This is a genomic window from Streptomyces sp. NPDC043427, assembly GCF_056436655.1.
On the sequence record NZ_JBWKCC010000046.1, the window covers coordinates 1 to 16,424 of the forward strand.

Consider the following 16,424-nt stretch of genomic DNA (forward strand, 5'->3'; position numbering starts at 1 on the left):
GGCGGCAGGGCGGAGCCCTGCCGACCGACGACAACGCGGCGAGGCGCGGTGCCGGACCCCGCGAGCCCGGCATGATCCAAACGAGAGGCCCTAGGTGGCTTGCGCCGCAGGGCTTGCGATCCGTATTCCGCTCCGCATGTGACCGCCGACGCCGGATGCTCCCCGGGCCCGGGCCTACACAGACCCTGCAGGCCCTGCAGGCCCGGAGCCCAGCGCCGGCTCCATCATGGCCCACGTGGTTCCAGGCGCAGGGGACGGTGACACATACATGCCCGTGGAGCGGCCCGTAGACGTTGCCCTCGCAAGGTCCGTGACACCACCACTGCCGACGGTTGCGTCGTTGCCCGCCTGGGACCTCGGCGTCAGTTCAGAGAGGCATCGGCAACGGGTACGGCCGCGGTCGGTCCTGCCGGTGGGCCCGGTCACGGTGGACTGCGACGTCCTGACCGACGGCGACTCCGAGCTCAAGATCGTCATCATGACAGCCCTGCCCGGCAGCGAGGACGAGACCAAGATCCGCCTCCGACCTCTTAAGAGGAGAGGAACACAGTCGAGCACATGATCAACAGTCGACTGGTGGTGCGCGCCCCGCTTCGACTCCGCCGGCCTCTTCGCCTCACTGTTCGACAGCGCGGTGGCCACTGGTGTCTGTCGGCGGAGCTGCCGGGCGAGAACAGATGACGGTGCGGCAGCTGTATCTGTCCGACACCGTGCGCGCTGTGGGTCGGGCTTCGAGCAAGAGTGTTCTGCCCTGTTGGGCCGCCGGTCGGCCTGTGTCACGGGCCTTTGGAAGCACGGGTGAAAGGCCGGCCTGTGGGTAGGGGTTGCTGGACTGGCGATCGAGGCGGGTGGCGGATGGAGTGGCGGGAGTTCGCCGAGGAGATGGCCCGACTCGCGCGGAACTTGCTGGCGCAGGAGTCGGTGCAGGGGACGCTGGACGAGATCGCGGCGTCGGCGGTGAACATGGTGGACGACTGTGACGCGGCCGGGATCCTGGCGGTGCGCAAGGGCCGGGCCGTCACGCTGGCCTCCTGTGGGGACATGGTCGCGGAATCCGACCGACTGCAGGGGGAGCTGGGTGAGGGGCCCTGCTTCGATCTCGCCCAGCACCACGCAGGCGGGGAGCGCGTGTTTCGGATCGCGGACACGACCCAGCCCCAGCCGGCCTGGCCGCGGTTTGCCGCGGCGGCCCGCGACCTGGGCATCGGCAGCATGACCGGGATACTGCTCTACACCCACGACGAGGACTTCGGCGCGCTGAACCTGTATGCCCGCCGCCCGGGCGCCTTCAGCAAGGACATCGAAACCGCGGGCTGGCTGCTGGCCTCGCACGCCGCCGTCGCCCTGGCCGATGCCCGCACCATCGACCAGCTCCAGCACGCCATGGAGACCCGGCACGCCATAGGCGAGGCCATGGGCATCCTCATGGAACGCCATCGGCTGAGCGAGGACGACGCTTTCAACGTGCTGCGCCGCATCTCGCAGCATCACAACGTCAAGCTGCGCGACGTCGCCCAGCGGATCCGGGACGATCGCACCGACCCGGCCTGATCATCCGGCTTCCGCTCCATTGCGGCGTTGTTGTCAGGAGCGGGCGCGCAGTCCTGGCGTGCCGACGAGATGGGCGAGGGCTCAGAAGAGCAGCGGAGTCGGGCAGAAGACGGGGGATGACACCTGCCCGCCCCGGGGCAACAACCCGCACAGGGGGGAAGCGGGCCTTGCCGGAGCCGTGGTCACGGCCCGCTGATGACAGCGTACCGGCGCCCCACGTGTCACACCCTCCGTGCCGAACGATCACGAGATCACTGCGACGGCTTCACCGAGGCTGATGAGCGGACCCGGCCCGCCCGGCGCACGTACCCGTTGCACACGGAAAGGCGGGCGCCGGGCGGATGCCTCCGTGTGCGCGGTCAGTGCCCGGGTAGCCGAACAGGGAAAGCCGTCCAAGAACGGCGACAACAACGAAAGAGCTCCGCATGGTCATCCCGCTTATGAAGCAGGCGGCAGATGAGCACGGCACGGACGAGCACGCCCCGCTGCGCTTCGGCGCAGTCTGGGCCGCAGTCGCGGCCCGCGCGGTCGACGCGCGTCAGGCCCTGCGCACCTTCCTCGCCCACGCCCCTCACGCCGGCCGCACCGCCGTTCCCGACTCGCTGGCCCTGGACGCCGGACTCGTCATCAGCGAGCTGGTCACGAACGCAATCGTGCATGCTCCGGGCCCCTGCGGGATGGCGCTACAGCTGTCCGGGGAGGAGCTGGCCATCACCGTGTGGGACACCTCCACGGAGAAACCGGTGGTGAAGAAGCGCGACCGGCACCGCGTCGGCGGCCACGGACTGCACCTGGTGCACACGGTGAGCGACAGAGTCGCCGTCGCTCCCCGTGCTTCGGGAAAGCAGATCACCGCCTACCTGCGCCTCACCCCGAGCAGTAAAACCAGTGCTGTCCCGTTCGGGCGGAACACAGCAGCCGCCATGACCGCCCCGAAGCCCCTCCCGGCTGAATCATGGAATGGCCGCTGACCCTGCCCAACCGGGTGTTCCAGGCGGCCGGCCCGGCGGCCGCCGCAGGGCGGCCCAGCCGGTCTCCCTGGTGCTCAGCCCCGCCCACGCGGTGTGAGACCCGGCGGGGCCGGGCCTCCGGGCAGTATTTCCTCGCCGGGGTTCACCAGGAGCACGTTCGAAGCGGCGCCGTACGCCGCGGTCCATGGTCCGTGCTGTGCCGCGGCGTACGGGTCGGTGGTGTGGTGGGTCAGGTGGTCATGGCCTCACGGATGAGGGCGGTGTCCACGAACTGCGCGAAGCGGACGATCAGCCCGCCGCGTATGACGAAGTGGTGGGCGACGCGGACGTCGATCGGCTTGCCGGTGGCCTTGTTGACGGCCGTGTAGCGAGCGAGGACGACGACGTGCTCTCCGTCGACGACGTAGGTGTCGTCGTGAGCGGTCCAGTCGTCCCAGTCCTGGCCGAGCTTCTCCATCACGCGAGAGGTGACGCCCTCGGGGGTGCGGTAGGTGCCCGCGAGGGGGAAGCCGGCCATCTCCGTCCACTCCACGTCCGGGGCGAGGGTGGCGCGCAGGGCTTCCAGGTCACCGGCGGCCGAGGCGAGGTACTGGCGGCGTACGACGTCGGCGGGGGCGGTGGAGGTCGCGAAGTCGATGCTGCCGTGCGACATGGTGGTCAGCCCCATTTCATCTCGCCCTTGGCGACCCTCGCACCGATCTGGGCGGCGATCAGCATGCCGCTGTCCGGGTAGCGCGCCACAAGCGCGTCGGTCAGCGCGGCGCCGTCGGTGGCCTTGCCCAGTTCCTCCTCGAAGGCGAGCAGGTAGTCGCGGGTGGCGGTGATGGCGGAGGCGTCGGCGGGCGTGCCGGGCAGGCGGTGACCGGGCACGACCAGTTCGGGCTGGAGCGCGGCCATCTCGTCCAGCAGCTTCACCCAGGCCGAGCGGTGCTCGGGGGTGGGGGTGTCGGCGACCCAGACGTGCTCCTGCTGGAACAGCAGCACACCGCCGAGGATCGCGCGGTGCTGGGCCTGCCACAGGTAGTGGCGGTCGGGCAGTTCGGCGGGGCCGCCCCTGAGCTCGAAGCGGTGGCCCTCCAGAATGAGGGCCCCGGTCAGCGGCTGGAGGTCGACCAGGCGGGTGGGCAGGTTCGCCCCCAGGGCCGCCCACGCCTCGAGCTTGCCTTCGTAGGAGTGCTTGATGTGCTCGATGACGAGTGGGGTGGCCGGGAAGCGCGCGTCGGGAAAGGCGTCGGCCAGGATCTCGGCGCCGAAGTAGAAGTCCGGGTCGCCGTGGCTGACGAAGACGGTGGTGAGCGTCTTGCCGGAGTCGAGGATCTGGGCGGCCAAGCGGTGGCCGTCGGCGCGGGTGAAGCCGGCGTCGACCAGCAGTGCTTCGTTCTCGCCGGTGACAAGGGTGGCGGTCTTGTTCTTGGATCCGGCCGGGAAGTCGAGGTCCAGGATCTTGAAGGAGAGGGCGCTCATGTCGGGCTCCTCGGAGGGGAATTCGGGACGTATGGGGAGAGGGGTCACGTGGTCAGAGACGCCAGGCGCCGGTCGATTTCGTCGGCGGTGGCGTGGCCGTGGGCCAGGGCGGTGACGCGGTTGCCGTCGACGGCCAGGAGGGCGGGGAAGCCGGTGACACCCAGCTCGGCGGCGCGGCGGAAGTCGGCCTCGGCCGCCACCTGAGCCTCGGGCGCCTCGAAGGCGGCCACGACGGCGTCGGCGTCCAGTCCGGTTTGATCGGCGACCTTCTGGTAGGTGGCTGACTCGGACAGGTCCAGGCCGTCGACGTAGAAGGCGTGCTGCACAGCGGTGGCGAGCTCGGCCGCCCGGCCGGGGGCAGTCCGGCGCAGGGCGGCCACGCCGCGCGCGGCGGCCTCGGAGTCCATGACGAACGTGCCGTCGGCGATCAGCTGTTCGTAGGCTTCGCTGAACTGCGCGCCGGTCAGTTCGGCGATCTTGGCGTTCGCGCCCTGGACGTAGCCGAACTCGCGGATCGGTACGCGCCGACGCCCGGTGAACAGGCCGCCGGAGACCACCTCCACCGGCAGGGCGGGGTGGCGGGAGACGACCTCGCGCAGGGTTGTGGAGAACCCGTGCGACCAGCCGCAGTAGGCGTCGAAGACGTAGACGAGCTTCATCGAGGACCTCGGCATGGTGCGGTGCCCGCCGGGCGCGGGCTATTCATCTGACTGAACAGTATCTGCTTAGTCAGATATTCCCTTGCGGGTGTGGCGGTCGCCACACCTTGTGCTGTTGCCAATGGGCAACGGCCGGTATCCGGCCGCTCGACATCGCTGTCAGGGCAGGCGGGGCAGCACGTCCCGCGCCGCGTGGCTCAGCATGCGCAGGTTCTCGGCGAAACGCTCCCGGTCCTCGGGCGGCAGGGGCTCCAGGAAGTAGTGCCTGATGTTCTCGACGTGCACTCGGGACGCGGCGACCGCGGTCTCCTCCCCCCTCGGCGTGAGGCGCACCAGCCGCCCCCGACGGTCACCGGGGTCCTCGGCGCGTTCGACGAGCCCGGCCGCCTCCATGCGGTCCACCAGCCGGGTCGCGCCTCCCGTGGTCAGCACCTGCTCCTGGGCGATGGCCCGCATCGACAGCCCGGGCTCGCCGGCCCGCCCCAGGATCAGCAGCACCTCAAACATGAGATGGCTGATGCCGCACTCCTGCTCCAAGGCTCGTCCCAGGATGTACTCCAGCCGGTTAGCCGCCCCCTGCAACCGCCCGAAGGCCAACACCGACGCGTTGTTCGCAGCCTCCTCGGCCGTCGAGATCTCCGCCTGCCCGTCCACGTCTGCCCCGCCCTTCTCGTACGTTGCCGCCCGCCTCGTCCGTCGATCATGCCGTGCGCCGAGGAGGACTGCGGGCGCGGGCAGTCGTCGGCCTGGGCACCGGATCAGTACGTTTCCCATCCGAGGCGGCCGACTGTCGGCAGCTTTCCGACGGGGGTGCAGGCCCTCGCACGGTACGTCGTCCGAGAGGGCCTGCACCGCTGCCATGGCTCGACACGGCGGTGGGCCGCCATTGGCCGCCCACCGCCACGCCGTCCGACTCCGGCATTCTCCGCCGACTCCGCCGCTGGAGCAGCGCCCTGTCTCCTCGGCACCAAGGCCGTAAGGCCGGCCCACGCGATCGCGGCTGAGCTGCGTCAGTCCAGGCAGAACTCGTTGCCCTCGGGGTCGGTCATCACGATGAAGCCGGCGCTCATCGGGGGTGCGGGCTCGTGGCGACGCAGCCGCGTCGCTCCCAGTGCGACGAGCCGGTCGCACTCGGCCTCCAGCGCCGCCATGCGCTCCGCTCCCTGTAGTCCGGGAGCCGCGCGGACGTCGAGGTGGACGCGGTTCTTGGCGACCTTGTCCTCGGGCACCTGCTGGAAGAACAGCCGTGGGCCATGCCCGTCGGGGTCCTCGATGGCCGATCTGGTGTTGCGCTCTTCCTCCGGTACGCCGACCCGCGCAAGGAAGTCGTCCCACGCGGCCAGCGGGTCGGCACCCTCGGGCAGGTCGAGGCCGGGCGGGCCGGGGTGGACGTAACCCAGTACGTCGCGCCAGAAGCTCGACAGCGCCCGCGGGTCGTGGGCGTCGAAGGTGACCTGGATGTGACGGCTCATCGCCTTGCTCCGTTCGTAGCGGTTTTCGTGTGCCGGTAAGGGGCGCGCAGCGGGCAGACCTCGGACGGACAGGTGACGGATCAGCTCACGGTGGATGTGCAGCACCCGGACGGCCACGGGCGCCTCGGGGAAGTGCTCCTTCGCGCTGACCGGGACCCGGACTCAGGCGTCGTCGAGACCGGCCACTCCGGCCTGCCAGATGTCGAGCTGTGGCTGGAGCTGCTCGAGCGCGCCGGCCGCGCCGTCGGCGTACTCCCAGGTCTCGTACGACGCCGCCGGCGCGCCGTAGTGCGCCGCGTTGCGCATGGGGAGCACGCCGACGATGACGTGACCGAGTCGCCAGGCGAATGTGGTGAAGGCCGGCGAAGGGGGCCGGGGAAAGCGAAGTCCATCGTGAAGTGCCCGGTGCCGAACTGCACGGGCGCCGTCGAACTGCCGCGCGGCCGTACGTTCCACGCGCCCCGCACCGGCGAGCGGAAGCACTCGTCGTCGGTGAGACCGTCGAGCCGGCCGCGGAGCTGGTGGTTCCAGTGGCACTCCCACTGCTCGCGCAGTGTCCGGTTCCAGGCGAGTTCGTCTGCGTCCATGGGGCCACCCTGACATCTGTAGCGGACAGGTACGGTCCGCTATCCCTGCCCGGGTGGGTGAACATGGACGCGGCAAGCAGTGACGAGCGGGGTACGACGGAGCGGGTGCTCACCTGGCTCGGACTGCTGCAGCAGCGCCAGATCCGGACCGGTCCCGAGCTCGCCGACCGGCTCGGGGTAACGCCGCGCACGGTACGGCCGCGATGCCGAGCGGCTGCGCTCGCTCGGCTATCCCGTGCATGCCAGCCGGGGGGGTCGGCGGCTACCAGCTCGCCCCGGGGCAGGACCTGCCGCCGCTGCTTCTCGACCACGAGGAGGCGATCGCCACCGCGCTCTCCTGGTCACCGGCGCGGGTGGCGCGACCGTAAGCGCCGACGACGGTTCACTGCGGGCAGTGACCCAGCTCGACCGGGTGCAGCCCCACCCGGCTGCGGCACGAGGTGCACACCCTCTCCGGCTCGGTGGAGTTCTTGGGTGCGGGCCGCACGCCGGTCGCCCGAGACGCTCATGACGCCGGCCAGAGCCTGCCACACCGCACGCGGCGGCCGGCCCCCGATCAGCCCCGTGAACAACGCTGCGGGTCAGTACACCTAGGGCCTCTCGTTTGGATCATGCCGGGCTCGCGGGGTCCGGCCTGATCCAAACGAAAGACCCTAGTCGCCTCCGAGCGGCGCTGACAGCTCCTCGCCTACGACCTCGATCGCGACGATCGGCAGGTTCCGCCTCAGGCGTTGGCGTGACGGCGCCAGGCCGGCCTCCGCGGAGCGGCATGGTGCGCCGGAGCGCCCGGGCGGACGGCCTGCTGGCGCCACAGCCATAGGGACGTTGCGGACAACAGACCGGTGAAGACCGCCAGGAAAATTATCGATACCCACATCTGCCGGCTTCCGGGGTCCTCCCACCCCACTGACGCAGCCGAGGCTGCCCACAAGACGGCGCCCCCGGCGTAGAACGTGCGGATCCGGCGCAGCTGCCGTAGGGCTCGTACGGATTCAGCGTGATCAGTTTCCGGTGCCATGCCGACCCAAGTACCCCGAAACTCGCCCGCCATCAGCCCCGACTTCCTGGCGTTCGAGAGGGGTGACACCTGATCTTGAGGGTTGACGACCCCCTGGGAAACGCCGAAGCCGTATCGGATTTTTGTTGTGCCCGTTCCGCGGCCCGTACGGCGCTAGCATCGGGCTCCGTGATCGTATGGCTCAATGGCACCCACGGCGCAGGCAAGACGACGACCAGTGCTCTCGTGCAGCAACTGATCCCGGATTCAAGGGTGTTGGATGCCGAGAAGCTCGGCGAGACACTCATGGACATCACGCCGGGGCTGCCCGTGACGGACAACTTCCAGCACTGGCCGCCGTGGCGGCCGCTCGTAGTCGAGACCGCCCGCCGCGTACTCGACTACACCGGCGGCACTCTGGTGATGCCCATGACTGTCCTGGTCGAGCGGTACTGGCGCGAGATCAGCACGGGCCTCGCGCAACACGCCATCCCGGTGAGGCACTTCGTCCTCCACGCCGACCAGGACACCCTCCGCCGGCGCATCGAGGGGGACACTGTTCTTGGCCCCTCCCCTTTCCGCCTCACATACCTGGAGCCTTACGCCGAGGCGGCCCGCTCGTGGCTGCACAGCGAGGCCGAGGTCGTCGACACCACGCATCTCACGCCCGCCCAGGCCGCCCTGCAGATCGCGGAGGCCGTCAAGAGTTGAGGTCCGCCCGCCACGCGAAGAACAGCCGCGGGCTGCAACACGGAGCGCCGTAGCCGGACGCGTCGTCCCATCCGTTCGGCCCGTCGACCACGTGGAAGAGCCGAACGGCTGGAACGACGGCGCCCGAGCGGGCGGTCGCCGCGCGCAGAACCCGGCGGTCGGCGGGGTCGTCGGAAAACGCTCAGGTGTGCAGGGCCTCGCCGCCGGTGCCCAGACCGTTGTCCGGGCCGAGGTCGGGCCCGGTGACGAAGCCGTCGAGAGAGACCGAAATGTCAGCGATGATTCGAGTCATGCCGGTGCGGGCCCGATCCGCCGCCCGAATCACCGCTCCCGCGTGAAGCGTGTGCGGGTTACGAATCGGTGAGCCCCCCTCGATCCCAGCAGTGCGGCTATTCCAGCTCGGCGGCGGTGTAGTAGCCGCCCAGGACCAGGACATAGTCGTAGTTGGACTTGTCGACGCTCGTCGGCTGCAGCAGGTAGGCGGGCACGGGCTTGGCACCGTTGTTGTAGGCCCGTCTGCTGTTCACCCTCGGCTGCCTGCCGTTGAGTATGTCGTCGACCATGTTCGCGGCGACCTCGGCGAGTTGGCGCAGGTCCTTGTAGACGGTCTGCGACTGTTCACCCGCGATGATCGACTTCACCGAGGCCAGTTCGGCGTCCTGACCGGTGACGATGGGCAGCGGCTTGCCGCTGGAGCCGTAGCCGTACGACTTGAGTGCGGACAGGACGCCGATGGAGATGCCGTCGTACGGAGAGAGGACCGCATCGACCTTCCTGTTCGCGTACGAGGCGGAGAGGATGCGGCTCATGCGCTTCTTGGCGGTGGGCCCGTCCCAGCGCAGGGTGGTGACCTGTTTGAGCGCGGTCTGGCCGGAATGCACGACCAACTGCTTGCTGTCCAGGTACGGCTGGAGGAGGTGCATCGAACCGTCGAAGAAGTACTTGGTGTTGTTGTCGTCCGGGGAGCCGGCGAACAACTCGATGTTGAACGGGCCCTTGCCGTCCTCCAGACCGAGCTTGTCGATGATGTAGCGGGCCTGGAGCCGGCCGACCTGCTCGTTGTCGAAGGAGACGTAGTAGTCGACGTTCTTCGAGCCGAGGATGAGCCGGTCGTAGGAGACCACCGGGATCTTCGCGTCGGCGGCCTGCTTGAGCACGCCGTTCAGCGACTCGTTGTCGATGGCCGCGATGATCAGCGCATCGACGCCCTGCTTGATCAGGTCCTCGATCTGCGCGACCTGCCTTTTCGGGTCGTCCTCGCCGTAGACCAGCTTGGTCTCGTACCCCTTGGCCTTCAGATCCTTGACGACGCTCTTGCCGTCAGTGATCCAGCGCTCGGAGGCCTGGGTCGGCATGGCGATGCCGATCGTGCCGACCTTGGAGCTGCTCCCGCTGTTCTGACCGCAGGCGGCCAAGGTCAGGACGAGGGAGGCAGCCCCGGCAAGGACGGCTCTTCGGTTGCGCATGGTGATCGTTCCTTGTTCTTCTCGGCGTTGAGAGGGTGACGGCGTACCAGACGTAACGGCGGGGAAGCGGTGCGGCGGGGCCGGGCGGAAGGCGGCGAGCAGACCGAGGGCCAGACCGGACTCCTGGCCGGGCGGTGCGCTGGGGCGTTGGGCTCAGTCCGGCGGCCTCGCGGAACCGCGCGCGCAAGCCGAGGCTGTCGGGGATCTTGGTGCACGCCTTCCAGCGGGCTTGAAGAGTCGGGCGGTGGCCTCGCCGAGACGGTCGAGGCTCTGATCGCACGGCCCGTCGCCTGGACCGGACCCCGAGCTCCTCGGCTTCCCGCAGATCACCGACCCTCATGGCGCCTTGCTCGGCGTGAACCTGTACGCACGTCAGGCCGCGCCAGGGCATTCCGGCCACAAATGTACTGATCCCGGTGATGCGCAGGACACACGCCTTTCAGCCGTTCGAAATACCGCCATACGGTCGGAATGCTGGCGCGAGACTAAGAGGGCGCCTCCAGAGTGTCAACGGGACCAACAGCAACGGTTCTACAAAGCCGTTGACTGTCGGCAGACGGCTTCAGCGCAGGGCCGGGTACTCGACGCTCACGGCCCGGGAAGTCCGGGCGGATGACTGAGACGACCCCTTACGACGCTGACGGGGCCCTTTTCACCCGCCAGGCGCTGGCACGCCTGGTCCTTTGCGATCACGCCGTGGACGTAGCCGACAGCGCAAGGGGGCGCTGGGCCCACCTTCACCGTATCGATGAGCACGCCGTGAGCTCCGGACTGGTCAGGGCCACGCCCGAAGAGGGCTCCCCCGGTCACCCCGCGGATGTCACGAGCTGCCCGCCTTGTGATCGGATCGCGCCGGATCCCCGGTTTCGTGACCGTCGCTCGCCCGGCCGGTGCCGGGAAGGCCGAGACGCCCGGTGCCCGTTCACTGCCGTCTGGGCGGCATCGCGGCGAGTCCCGCTTGCATGGACGGGTAGGCGGGCGCCCAGTCCAGTTCGTGCCGGGCCTTCGTCGTGGAGACGCGCAGGGTGGTCGACATCATCGTGTGGGCGTACGACATGGGCCTCAGCAGCCACAGCGGGACGGTCATCGGTTTCGGCAGCCCGAAGTGTTCCGCCACGGCGCGGACATGGCCGGTGAAGCCCGTCGGTGTGTCGTCCGCGATGTTGTACGCCTCGCCGGGGCGCCCGCGCTCGACAGCCGCGACCACCGCGCGCGCCGCGTCGGTGAGCTCGATCCACGGCAGGACCCGGCCCCGGTCGGCGGGCACGGGGAGCTTGCGCCACCGCAGCAGGGGCAGCAGGGCGTCGGTGCCACCGGGTCCGTAGAACAGCCCGAAGCGAAGCGCGACACCCTCCAGACCCGGTGTGGTGAAGGTGAGCTGCTCCTTGATGCGCATCGCCGCGATGTGCCGCTCCAGTTCTGCGGTGCGGCCGCGGGGACCGAAGGTGTCCTCCTCGGTCAGGGGGTGGTCGCCGTGATCGCCGTAGCCGTATCCGAAGACCATCGACTCGGCGACGAACCGCCGCGCGCCGGTGACCTGCGCGGCCTCGATCAGGTGGGCGGTGCCCTCGATGCGCAGGGCGTTGGTGGCGTGCATGTCTCGGTGGCGCAGCGGGGCGTCGCGCAGGGCGGTGGCGGCGTGGACGACCGTGTCGAAGTGGTGGCCCTTCACGGCGCGCAACAGTGCGTCGCGGTCCAGAAGATCGGCCTGGACACCGTTGGCCGGGCCCCGGCCCAGGCCCGTGACCTTGTGCCCCGACTCTGTGAGGGCGCGAGTGACATGGCGGCCGAGGACTCCGCTCGCACCCGCGAGGAGAACGCTCTGGTTCTGCCGTCGCGTCTTCTCTTCCTGGCTCTCGTCTTCCTGGCTCTCGTCTTCCTGGTTCTGATCGTCCTGGTTCTGGTCTTCCTGGTTCTGGTCTTCCTGGTTCTGGTCTTCCTGGTTCTGGTCTTCCTGGCTCTGGGCTTCCTGGCTCTGGTTCGTGTGCGTCGTCATACAGATACGACCGACCGGGTCCGCCGCGATGTGACATCCCGGAGCAAGGTGGCGGGCCACTCGGTGGGAAGTGGAGTCGCCCCTTCGAGTTTCCCGGTGCGGGGATGCATGTCGGCGGTGCTGTGGCAAGATCCACTGCCATGTCGTCGTTACCCGTGTGGTGGTCGAGAACCCGTCGTCGTCTGCTCGTCGTCCTGCTGGCGCCGCTCGTGGCGTCGGGCGCCACCGTGGCGGATGCCGTTGCGTCGCCGCCGGTGCGGGCGAGCGCGGAGGCCGCTACGCCCGATGGTTTGCGCTACGACGTGACGCTGCGCTCCGACGCGGACGGCTCGCGCTGGACGGGCCGGGAGCGGGTGACGTTCCGCAACGCCTCCGACCGGCCTCTGCGCGAGGTGTACCTACGGCTGTGGGGCAACGGCGACGACGCCTGCGGTGCGCCCGGCAGCCCCTCCCCCGTGACCGTGACTCATGTGCGTGGTGGTACGGCAGGTCGCCCCACGGTGAACTGCACGGCACTGCGCATCACGCTGCCCCGGCCGCTCGCGCGCGGTCAGCGGACGGCCGTCGCCTTCGACGTGTCGATCACCGTGCCCCGGCGCAACAGCCGCTTCGGCCGCGAGGGCAACTTCCGCTTCCTGGGCAACGCACTGCCCGTGCTGGCCGTACACGACAAGAAGGGGTGGCATCTCGACCCGTATGTGGCCCTCGGCGAGAGCTTCTACGCTCTCGCCGGCGACTTCCGGGTGCGCCTCGACCACCCCTCCGCCCTCAAGGTCCCCGCGACCGGCCGCACCCAGAGCGGGCCCGGCGGCCCCGGACGCACCGTCACCCTCAGCAGCGCACGCCGGGTACGGGACTTCGCGTGGGCCGCGGGGCCCTTCCGTGCCGCGACCGAGACCTCGCCCGACGGCGTGCGCGTGAACTCGTACTGGGCGCCCGGCACGTCCGCCGTGGGCGTACGCCTCAACCGGAAGGACGCCATCGGCGCCGTCGACCGGTTCGGCAGGGAGTTCGGCCGCTATCCGTACGGCGAGATCGACCTCGTCATGACGCCGGAATTCGGCGGCGGCATGGAGTATCCCGGCCTCGTCCTCCTCGGCACGACCGAGGAAGGCAGTGCCGTCGTCCACGAGATCGCCCACCAATGGTGGTACGGCATCGTCGGCAACGACGAATACAACGCACCCTGGCTCGACGAGAGCTTCGCCCAGTACGCCAACGCCCGCTACTACGGCTGGGACACCCACGACTGCTGGGAGCAGGAGGACTGGCCCCGCGACGCCCTCCTGACCAACTCGATGGCGTACTGGAGTCAACACCGCAACGAATACCACCTGATCTACACCGCCGGTTCCTGCGCCCTCGCAGACCTTGAACGCACCCTCGGCAGCGGCCCCATGGCCCGCCTGCTGAAGCAGTACGCCCGCGATCACTGGTACGGCGTCTCCACCACCGCCGACTTCAAAAGGGAAGCCCAGAGCCTGAGCAGCACGAACCTCGGCCCGTTCTGGAAAGAACACCACATCCAGTGAGGGGAAGCGGGTGGCGAGGTGGCCGTCCAGGCGGATGACGAAGCCTGTAAGGCCTTCGGGGCGATAGAGGCGGGCGAATTCGGCGCCGGTGTCGCGATAGCCCGGGGCGGACGGGGTGTCCGGGGCGGTAGGCGCGGCTCCGAGGACGGTGCGATGGTCTGCAGCCGCGGGGCGGTTGCGGGGAGCGGGCCGTCGGGGACGGATGTGCCGGGTGCGGCTCCCGCTCTGATCGCTTCCGCTGCCTCGGCCAGCGCGGTCCAGTCGGCCCCGTGCAGGAGCACCACGTGTCCCGTGCGGTCGCGCAGGACGTCGAGCAGCACGGCGCGGGGGCGGTGACGGGGGTGCGGTGCGTGGGAGCGAGCCGGAGCCGGAAAGTGCGAGACACCGGGGAGGAGGTGCGGAAGTATGCCGCTGTGCCCCTTGCCTCCGGAAGCCACGAGCGTGCTGTCGCCGACCCGATGCGGATCCGTCTCGCGGCGGTCGGGAGTGCGGTGGTGATCGTCGGGGCCGGGTTGGGGTTGCGCGGCATGGCGGTGGGGAGTGTGGCCAAGTACGGCGGGGATGCGTTGTACACCCTGCTGGTGTTCGCTCTTGTCGTGGTCGTGGCGCCCCGGGTGACACCCCTGACGGCTGCCGCGAGTGCGTTGGTCCTCAGTTGGGGGATCGAGTTCCTCCAGCTGAGTGACGTGCCGGCGGAGCTGTCCCGGCGCAGTGCGGTCGCTCGTCTCGTGCTGGGGTCCACCTTCAATCCGCCCGATCTGTTCTGGTATGCGGTCGGGGCGGCGGCGGGTTGGCTCCTGACCAGCTGGATCGACGGCTCCGCACGGCGCGGGCGTGCACTACGAACTGGTAACGAACCACAACTGTAGGGAAATTGACGGCGTCTAATCCGCCATGAAGATTTCTTTCCTTATTCATAACGCCTACGGGATTGGAGGCACCATCACCACCACCTTCAACTTGGCCCACGCACTGGCCGAGCGGCACGAGGTGGAGATCGTCTCCGTCCTGCGGCACCGGGAGCACCCGGACCTGACGCTGGATCCGAGGGTGTCGCTGCGGGCGTTGGTGGACCTCAGACAGGACAAGGAGCACGCGTCACATCTCAGACCGGCGAAGGTGTTCCCCCGCGCCGAGTACCGGTACCGGCAGTACAGCGAGTTGACCGACCAGCGGATCGCCGAGAGCCTCGCCGCGACCGACGCCGACGTGGTGATCGGCACCCGGCCGGGCCTCAACGTGCACCTCGCGCTCCAGGCTCCCTCCCACGTTGTGCGCATCGGGCAGGAGCACCTCCCCTTGGACAACCATCCCCCCCGACTGCGCACCATGCTGCGCCGCGCCTACCGTCGGCTCGACGCGCTCACCACGGTGACCGAGACCGACGCCGCCGCCTACCGGCGCCAGATGTGGCTGCCCGGCGTACGGGTGGAGGCTCTCCCCAACAGCGTGCCGGATCCCGTGCTGCCGGCCGCGGACGGCAGCGCGAAGGTGGTCGTCGCGGCCGGCCGGCTGGTGCCGGTGAAGCGCTACGACCTGCTCATCGAGGCTTTCGCCGCGGTCGCCGCAGAACACCCGGACTGGCAGCTGCGCATCTACGGCAAGGGTAAGGAGCACGACCGGCTGCGGAAGCTGATCGTGGACCTCGGTCTGTGGAACAACGTCTTCCTGATGGGCGCGGCGATTCCCATGGAGGCGGAGTGGGTGAAGGGTTCGATCGGTGCGGTCGCCTCCGACTTCGAGTCGTTCGGCATGACGATCGTCGAGGCGATGCGCTGCGGCCTGCCGGTGGTGAGCACCGACTGTCCCTACGGGCCCGGGGAGATCATTCAGGACGGCGTCGACGGACGGCTCGTGCCCGTGGGAGACCGTGCCGCGATGGGTGCGGCCCTGCTGGCGCTGGTCCGTGACGACGAGCGGCGCCGACGGATGCGCCGTGCGGCCCTGGAGAACGCGCGGCGGTTCGCTCCGGGCCGCGTGGTCGAGCAGGCCGAGCGGCTGATGGCCGAGGCGGTCTCGGCGAGGAAGGCGGGGCGAGCGGTCGCACGGGAGCGCGCAGGCGTGCACCGCGTGCTGGTCAGTCAGGGCTTCGCCGCCCGCGACGCCGCGTTCGCGGCGGCCGGCGACGCGCGGCGCGCGATGCGGAGGGGGCAGCGGTGAGCGCTGAACAGGGAGTGCAGCCGCGCGTCGGGTGTGTGGTCGACACCGGGGGCCGGATCGTCTTCGACCTGGTGTCACGGCCCGCGGAGGGGCGGCAGTTGCTGTTGCGGCTGCGGCCGAGGAAGGGGCAGCCCGAGAAGGTCCTGCACGTCCTTGACCTGGAGCCCGCCGACGACGGCGGCCGACGCGCCGTTCTGGACACCGACACCGTGCTCGCGGAGGGCCGGTGGGACGTGTACCTGCTCCCGGAGCCCGGAGCCGAGCGGCAGCGTCTGCGTCCTGGCCTGCGTGACCTGCGGGCCCTCGTCGACGGTCACCGCCGGGACTGGCAGGCGCCGCTGGCCGTACGGGTGCCGTACGCCACCGCGGACGGCTATCTCGCGGTGCGGTCCTGGCTGCGCCCCGCCCACGCCGAGGTCGACCGGATCACCCTCACGGACCGTTCCCTGACGGTCGGCGCCCGCCTGCACGGTGCCTCGCTCCAGTCAGGGGCCGTGGTACGGCTGCGTCTGCGGGGCGGCAGCAACCACCTGTGGGACCTCCGGCCGCAGGTCGGGGACGACGGCCGGAGCTTCTCCTTCACCGTCGATCACGGGGAGTTGGCCGCGGAGACGGTCGGCGGGAGCGGAATCTGGGACGTGTTCGTACAGCCCGCGGTGCAGGTACCCCTCATCCGTCTGGCCCGTCTGCTCGACGACGTGGCGGGCCGCAACGAGGTGTTCGTCTACCCGACGGTCACGTTCGAGGGAACCGGTCTGCGTCCCTTCTACACCGCCGACAACGACTTCTCCGTCGAGGTGACGAAGGCGGGGTGAGCTCGGGGCGGCGCGGGCCCGAACAGGATGAACGCCGTCCAGC

The 16,424-nt window shown here is 69.7% G+C and carries 16 protein-coding genes and 2 pseudogenes; 9 read left to right on the forward strand and 9 right to left on the reverse strand.

Features of this window, described 5'->3' with window-relative positions:
* The first annotated feature begins 412 nt into the window (after positions 1-412).
* From AC067M_RS43085 to AC067M_RS43095, 3 genes are all read left to right on the forward strand, one after another.
* Positions 413-562 (forward strand): hypothetical protein, encoded by a 150-nt coding sequence (locus AC067M_RS43085; protein ID WP_478702460.1) that lies wholly within the window; start codon positions 413-415, stop codon positions 560-562.
* Between the two features lie 293 nt (positions 563-855).
* Positions 856-1,551, forward strand: coding sequence for a GAF and ANTAR domain-containing protein (locus AC067M_RS43090; RefSeq protein WP_478702461.1), 696 nt, complete (start codon positions 856-858; stop codon positions 1,549-1,551).
* Positions 1,552-1,976: 425 nt separating this feature from the next.
* Positions 1,977-2,522 carry an ATP-binding protein gene (locus AC067M_RS43095; protein WP_478702462.1) on the forward strand — a complete coding sequence of 182 codons (546 nt, stop codon included), beginning with the start codon at positions 1,977-1,979 and terminating at the stop codon, positions 2,520-2,522.
* Between the two features lie 229 nt (positions 2,523-2,751).
* Here the strand turns inward: AC067M_RS43095 and AC067M_RS43100 are convergent, their stop codons facing one another.
* The 6 genes from AC067M_RS43100 to AC067M_RS43125 form a co-directional block, all read right to left on the reverse strand.
* Positions 2,752-3,189: a nuclear transport factor 2 family protein gene (locus AC067M_RS43100; RefSeq protein ID WP_478702463.1), complete on the reverse strand. Its 438-nt coding sequence runs from the start codon at positions 3,187-3,189 to the stop codon at positions 2,752-2,754.
* Positions 3,180-3,986, reverse strand: coding sequence for an MBL fold metallo-hydrolase (locus tag AC067M_RS43105; protein ID WP_478702464.1), 807 nt, complete (start codon positions 3,984-3,986; stop codon positions 3,180-3,182). Before AC067M_RS43105 ends, AC067M_RS43100 begins: the two co-directional genes overlap by 10 nt.
* Positions 3,987-4,030: 44 nt before the next feature.
* Positions 4,031-4,645 (reverse strand): DsbA family protein, encoded by a 615-nt coding sequence (locus tag AC067M_RS43110; RefSeq protein WP_478702465.1) that lies wholly within the window; start codon positions 4,643-4,645, stop codon positions 4,031-4,033.
* Between the two features lie 159 nt (positions 4,646-4,804).
* Positions 4,805-5,299 carry a MarR family winged helix-turn-helix transcriptional regulator gene (locus tag AC067M_RS43115; protein WP_478702466.1) on the reverse strand — a complete coding sequence of 165 codons (495 nt, stop codon included), beginning with the start codon at positions 5,297-5,299 and terminating at the stop codon, positions 4,805-4,807.
* 356 nt (positions 5,300-5,655) lie between these two features.
* Positions 5,656-6,117 carry a VOC family protein gene (locus tag AC067M_RS43120; protein WP_478702467.1) on the reverse strand — a complete coding sequence of 154 codons (462 nt, stop codon included), beginning with the start codon at positions 6,115-6,117 and terminating at the stop codon, positions 5,656-5,658.
* Positions 6,118-6,279: 162 nt separating this feature from the next.
* The gene (locus AC067M_RS43125; protein WP_478702468.1) at positions 6,280-6,423 is read right to left on the reverse strand and encodes a hypothetical protein; all 144 of its coding nucleotides are present in this window, start codon (positions 6,421-6,423) and stop codon (positions 6,280-6,282) included.
* Positions 6,424-6,767: 344 nt separating this feature from the next.
* On the opposite strand from AC067M_RS43125, the pseudogene AC067M_RS43130 reads away from it, so the two are divergent.
* Both AC067M_RS43130 and AC067M_RS43135 read left to right on the forward strand, forming a co-directional pair.
* A pseudogene (locus AC067M_RS43130) lies at positions 6,768-7,232 on the forward strand (helix-turn-helix transcriptional regulator); the annotation flags it as partial.
* Positions 7,233-7,890: 658 nt separating this feature from the next.
* Complete coding sequence (locus tag AC067M_RS43135) at positions 7,891-8,412, forward strand: AAA family ATPase (protein ID WP_478702469.1); 522 nt, start codon at positions 7,891-7,893, stop codon at positions 8,410-8,412.
* A gap of 43 nt (positions 8,413-8,455) precedes the next feature.
* On the opposite strand, the pseudogene AC067M_RS43140 reads toward AC067M_RS43135, so the two are convergent.
* The 3 genes and pseudogenes from AC067M_RS43140 to AC067M_RS43150 form a co-directional block, all read right to left on the reverse strand.
* A pseudogene (locus tag AC067M_RS43140) lies at positions 8,456-8,704 on the reverse strand (dihydrofolate reductase family protein); the annotation flags it as partial.
* A gap of 97 nt (positions 8,705-8,801) precedes the next feature.
* The gene (gene chvE / locus AC067M_RS43145; protein WP_478702470.1) at positions 8,802-9,878 is read right to left on the reverse strand and encodes a multiple monosaccharide ABC transporter substrate-binding protein; all 1,077 of its coding nucleotides are present in this window, start codon (positions 9,876-9,878) and stop codon (positions 8,802-8,804) included.
* A gap of 922 nt (positions 9,879-10,800) precedes the next feature.
* Positions 10,801-11,874 carry an NAD-dependent epimerase/dehydratase family protein gene (locus AC067M_RS43150; RefSeq protein ID WP_478702471.1) on the reverse strand — a complete coding sequence of 358 codons (1,074 nt, stop codon included), beginning with the start codon at positions 11,872-11,874 and terminating at the stop codon, positions 10,801-10,803.
* Positions 11,875-12,014: 140 nt separating this feature from the next.
* On the opposite strand from AC067M_RS43150, the gene AC067M_RS43155 reads away from it, so the two are divergent.
* From AC067M_RS43155 to AC067M_RS43170, 4 genes are all read left to right on the forward strand, one after another.
* Positions 12,015-13,406 carry a M1 family metallopeptidase gene (locus AC067M_RS43155; RefSeq protein ID WP_478702472.1) on the forward strand — a complete coding sequence of 464 codons (1,392 nt, stop codon included), beginning with the start codon at positions 12,015-12,017 and terminating at the stop codon, positions 13,404-13,406.
* A 458-nt stretch (positions 13,407-13,864) separates the two neighbouring features.
* On the forward strand, positions 13,865-14,275 hold the full coding sequence (locus AC067M_RS43160; protein WP_478702510.1) for a ribosomal maturation YjgA family protein: 411 nt from the start codon (positions 13,865-13,867) through the stop codon (positions 14,273-14,275).
* A gap of 25 nt (positions 14,276-14,300) precedes the next feature.
* The gene (locus AC067M_RS43165; protein WP_478702473.1) at positions 14,301-15,566 is read left to right on the forward strand and encodes a glycosyltransferase family 4 protein; all 1,266 of its coding nucleotides are present in this window, start codon (positions 14,301-14,303) and stop codon (positions 15,564-15,566) included.
* On the forward strand, positions 15,563-16,381 hold the full coding sequence (locus AC067M_RS43170; protein ID WP_478702474.1) for a hypothetical protein: 819 nt from the start codon (positions 15,563-15,565) through the stop codon (positions 16,379-16,381). The genes AC067M_RS43165 and AC067M_RS43170 overlap by 4 nt, the downstream gene beginning before the upstream one ends.
* Positions 16,382-16,424 lie beyond the last annotated feature (43 nt).

Coding starts and splice junctions, on each gene's coding strand:
- AC067M_RS43125 (WP_478702468.1), bottom strand. CDS start 6,423: ATGCGCAACGCGGCGCACTACGGCGCGCCGGCGGCGTCGTACGAGACC.
- AC067M_RS43165 (WP_478702473.1), top strand. CDS start 14,301: ATGAAGATTTCTTTCCTTATTCATAACGCCTACGGGATTGGAGGCACC.
- AC067M_RS43110 (WP_478702465.1), bottom strand. CDS start 4,645: ATGAAGCTCGTCTACGTCTTCGACGCCTACTGCGGCTGGTCGCACGGG.
- AC067M_RS43160 (WP_478702510.1), top strand. CDS start 13,865: ATGCGGATCCGTCTCGCGGCGGTCGGGAGTGCGGTGGTGATCGTCGGG.
- AC067M_RS43090 (WP_478702461.1), top strand. CDS start 856: ATGGAGTGGCGGGAGTTCGCCGAGGAGATGGCCCGACTCGCGCGGAAC.
- AC067M_RS43120 (WP_478702467.1), bottom strand. CDS start 6,117: ATGAGCCGTCACATCCAGGTCACCTTCGACGCCCACGACCCGCGGGCG.
- AC067M_RS43095 (WP_478702462.1), top strand. CDS start 1,977: ATGGTCATCCCGCTTATGAAGCAGGCGGCAGATGAGCACGGCACGGAC.
- AC067M_RS43150 (WP_478702471.1), bottom strand. CDS start 11,874: ATGACGACGCACACGAACCAGAGCCAGGAAGCCCAGAGCCAGGAAGAC.
- AC067M_RS43100 (WP_478702463.1), bottom strand. CDS start 3,189: ATGGGGCTGACCACCATGTCGCACGGCAGCATCGACTTCGCGACCTCC.
- AC067M_RS43105 (WP_478702464.1), bottom strand. CDS start 3,986: ATGAGCGCCCTCTCCTTCAAGATCCTGGACCTCGACTTCCCGGCCGGA.
- chvE (WP_478702470.1), bottom strand. CDS start 9,878: ATGCGCAACCGAAGAGCCGTCCTTGCCGGGGCTGCCTCCCTCGTCCTG.
- AC067M_RS43155 (WP_478702472.1), top strand. CDS start 12,015: ATGTCGTCGTTACCCGTGTGGTGGTCGAGAACCCGTCGTCGTCTGCTC.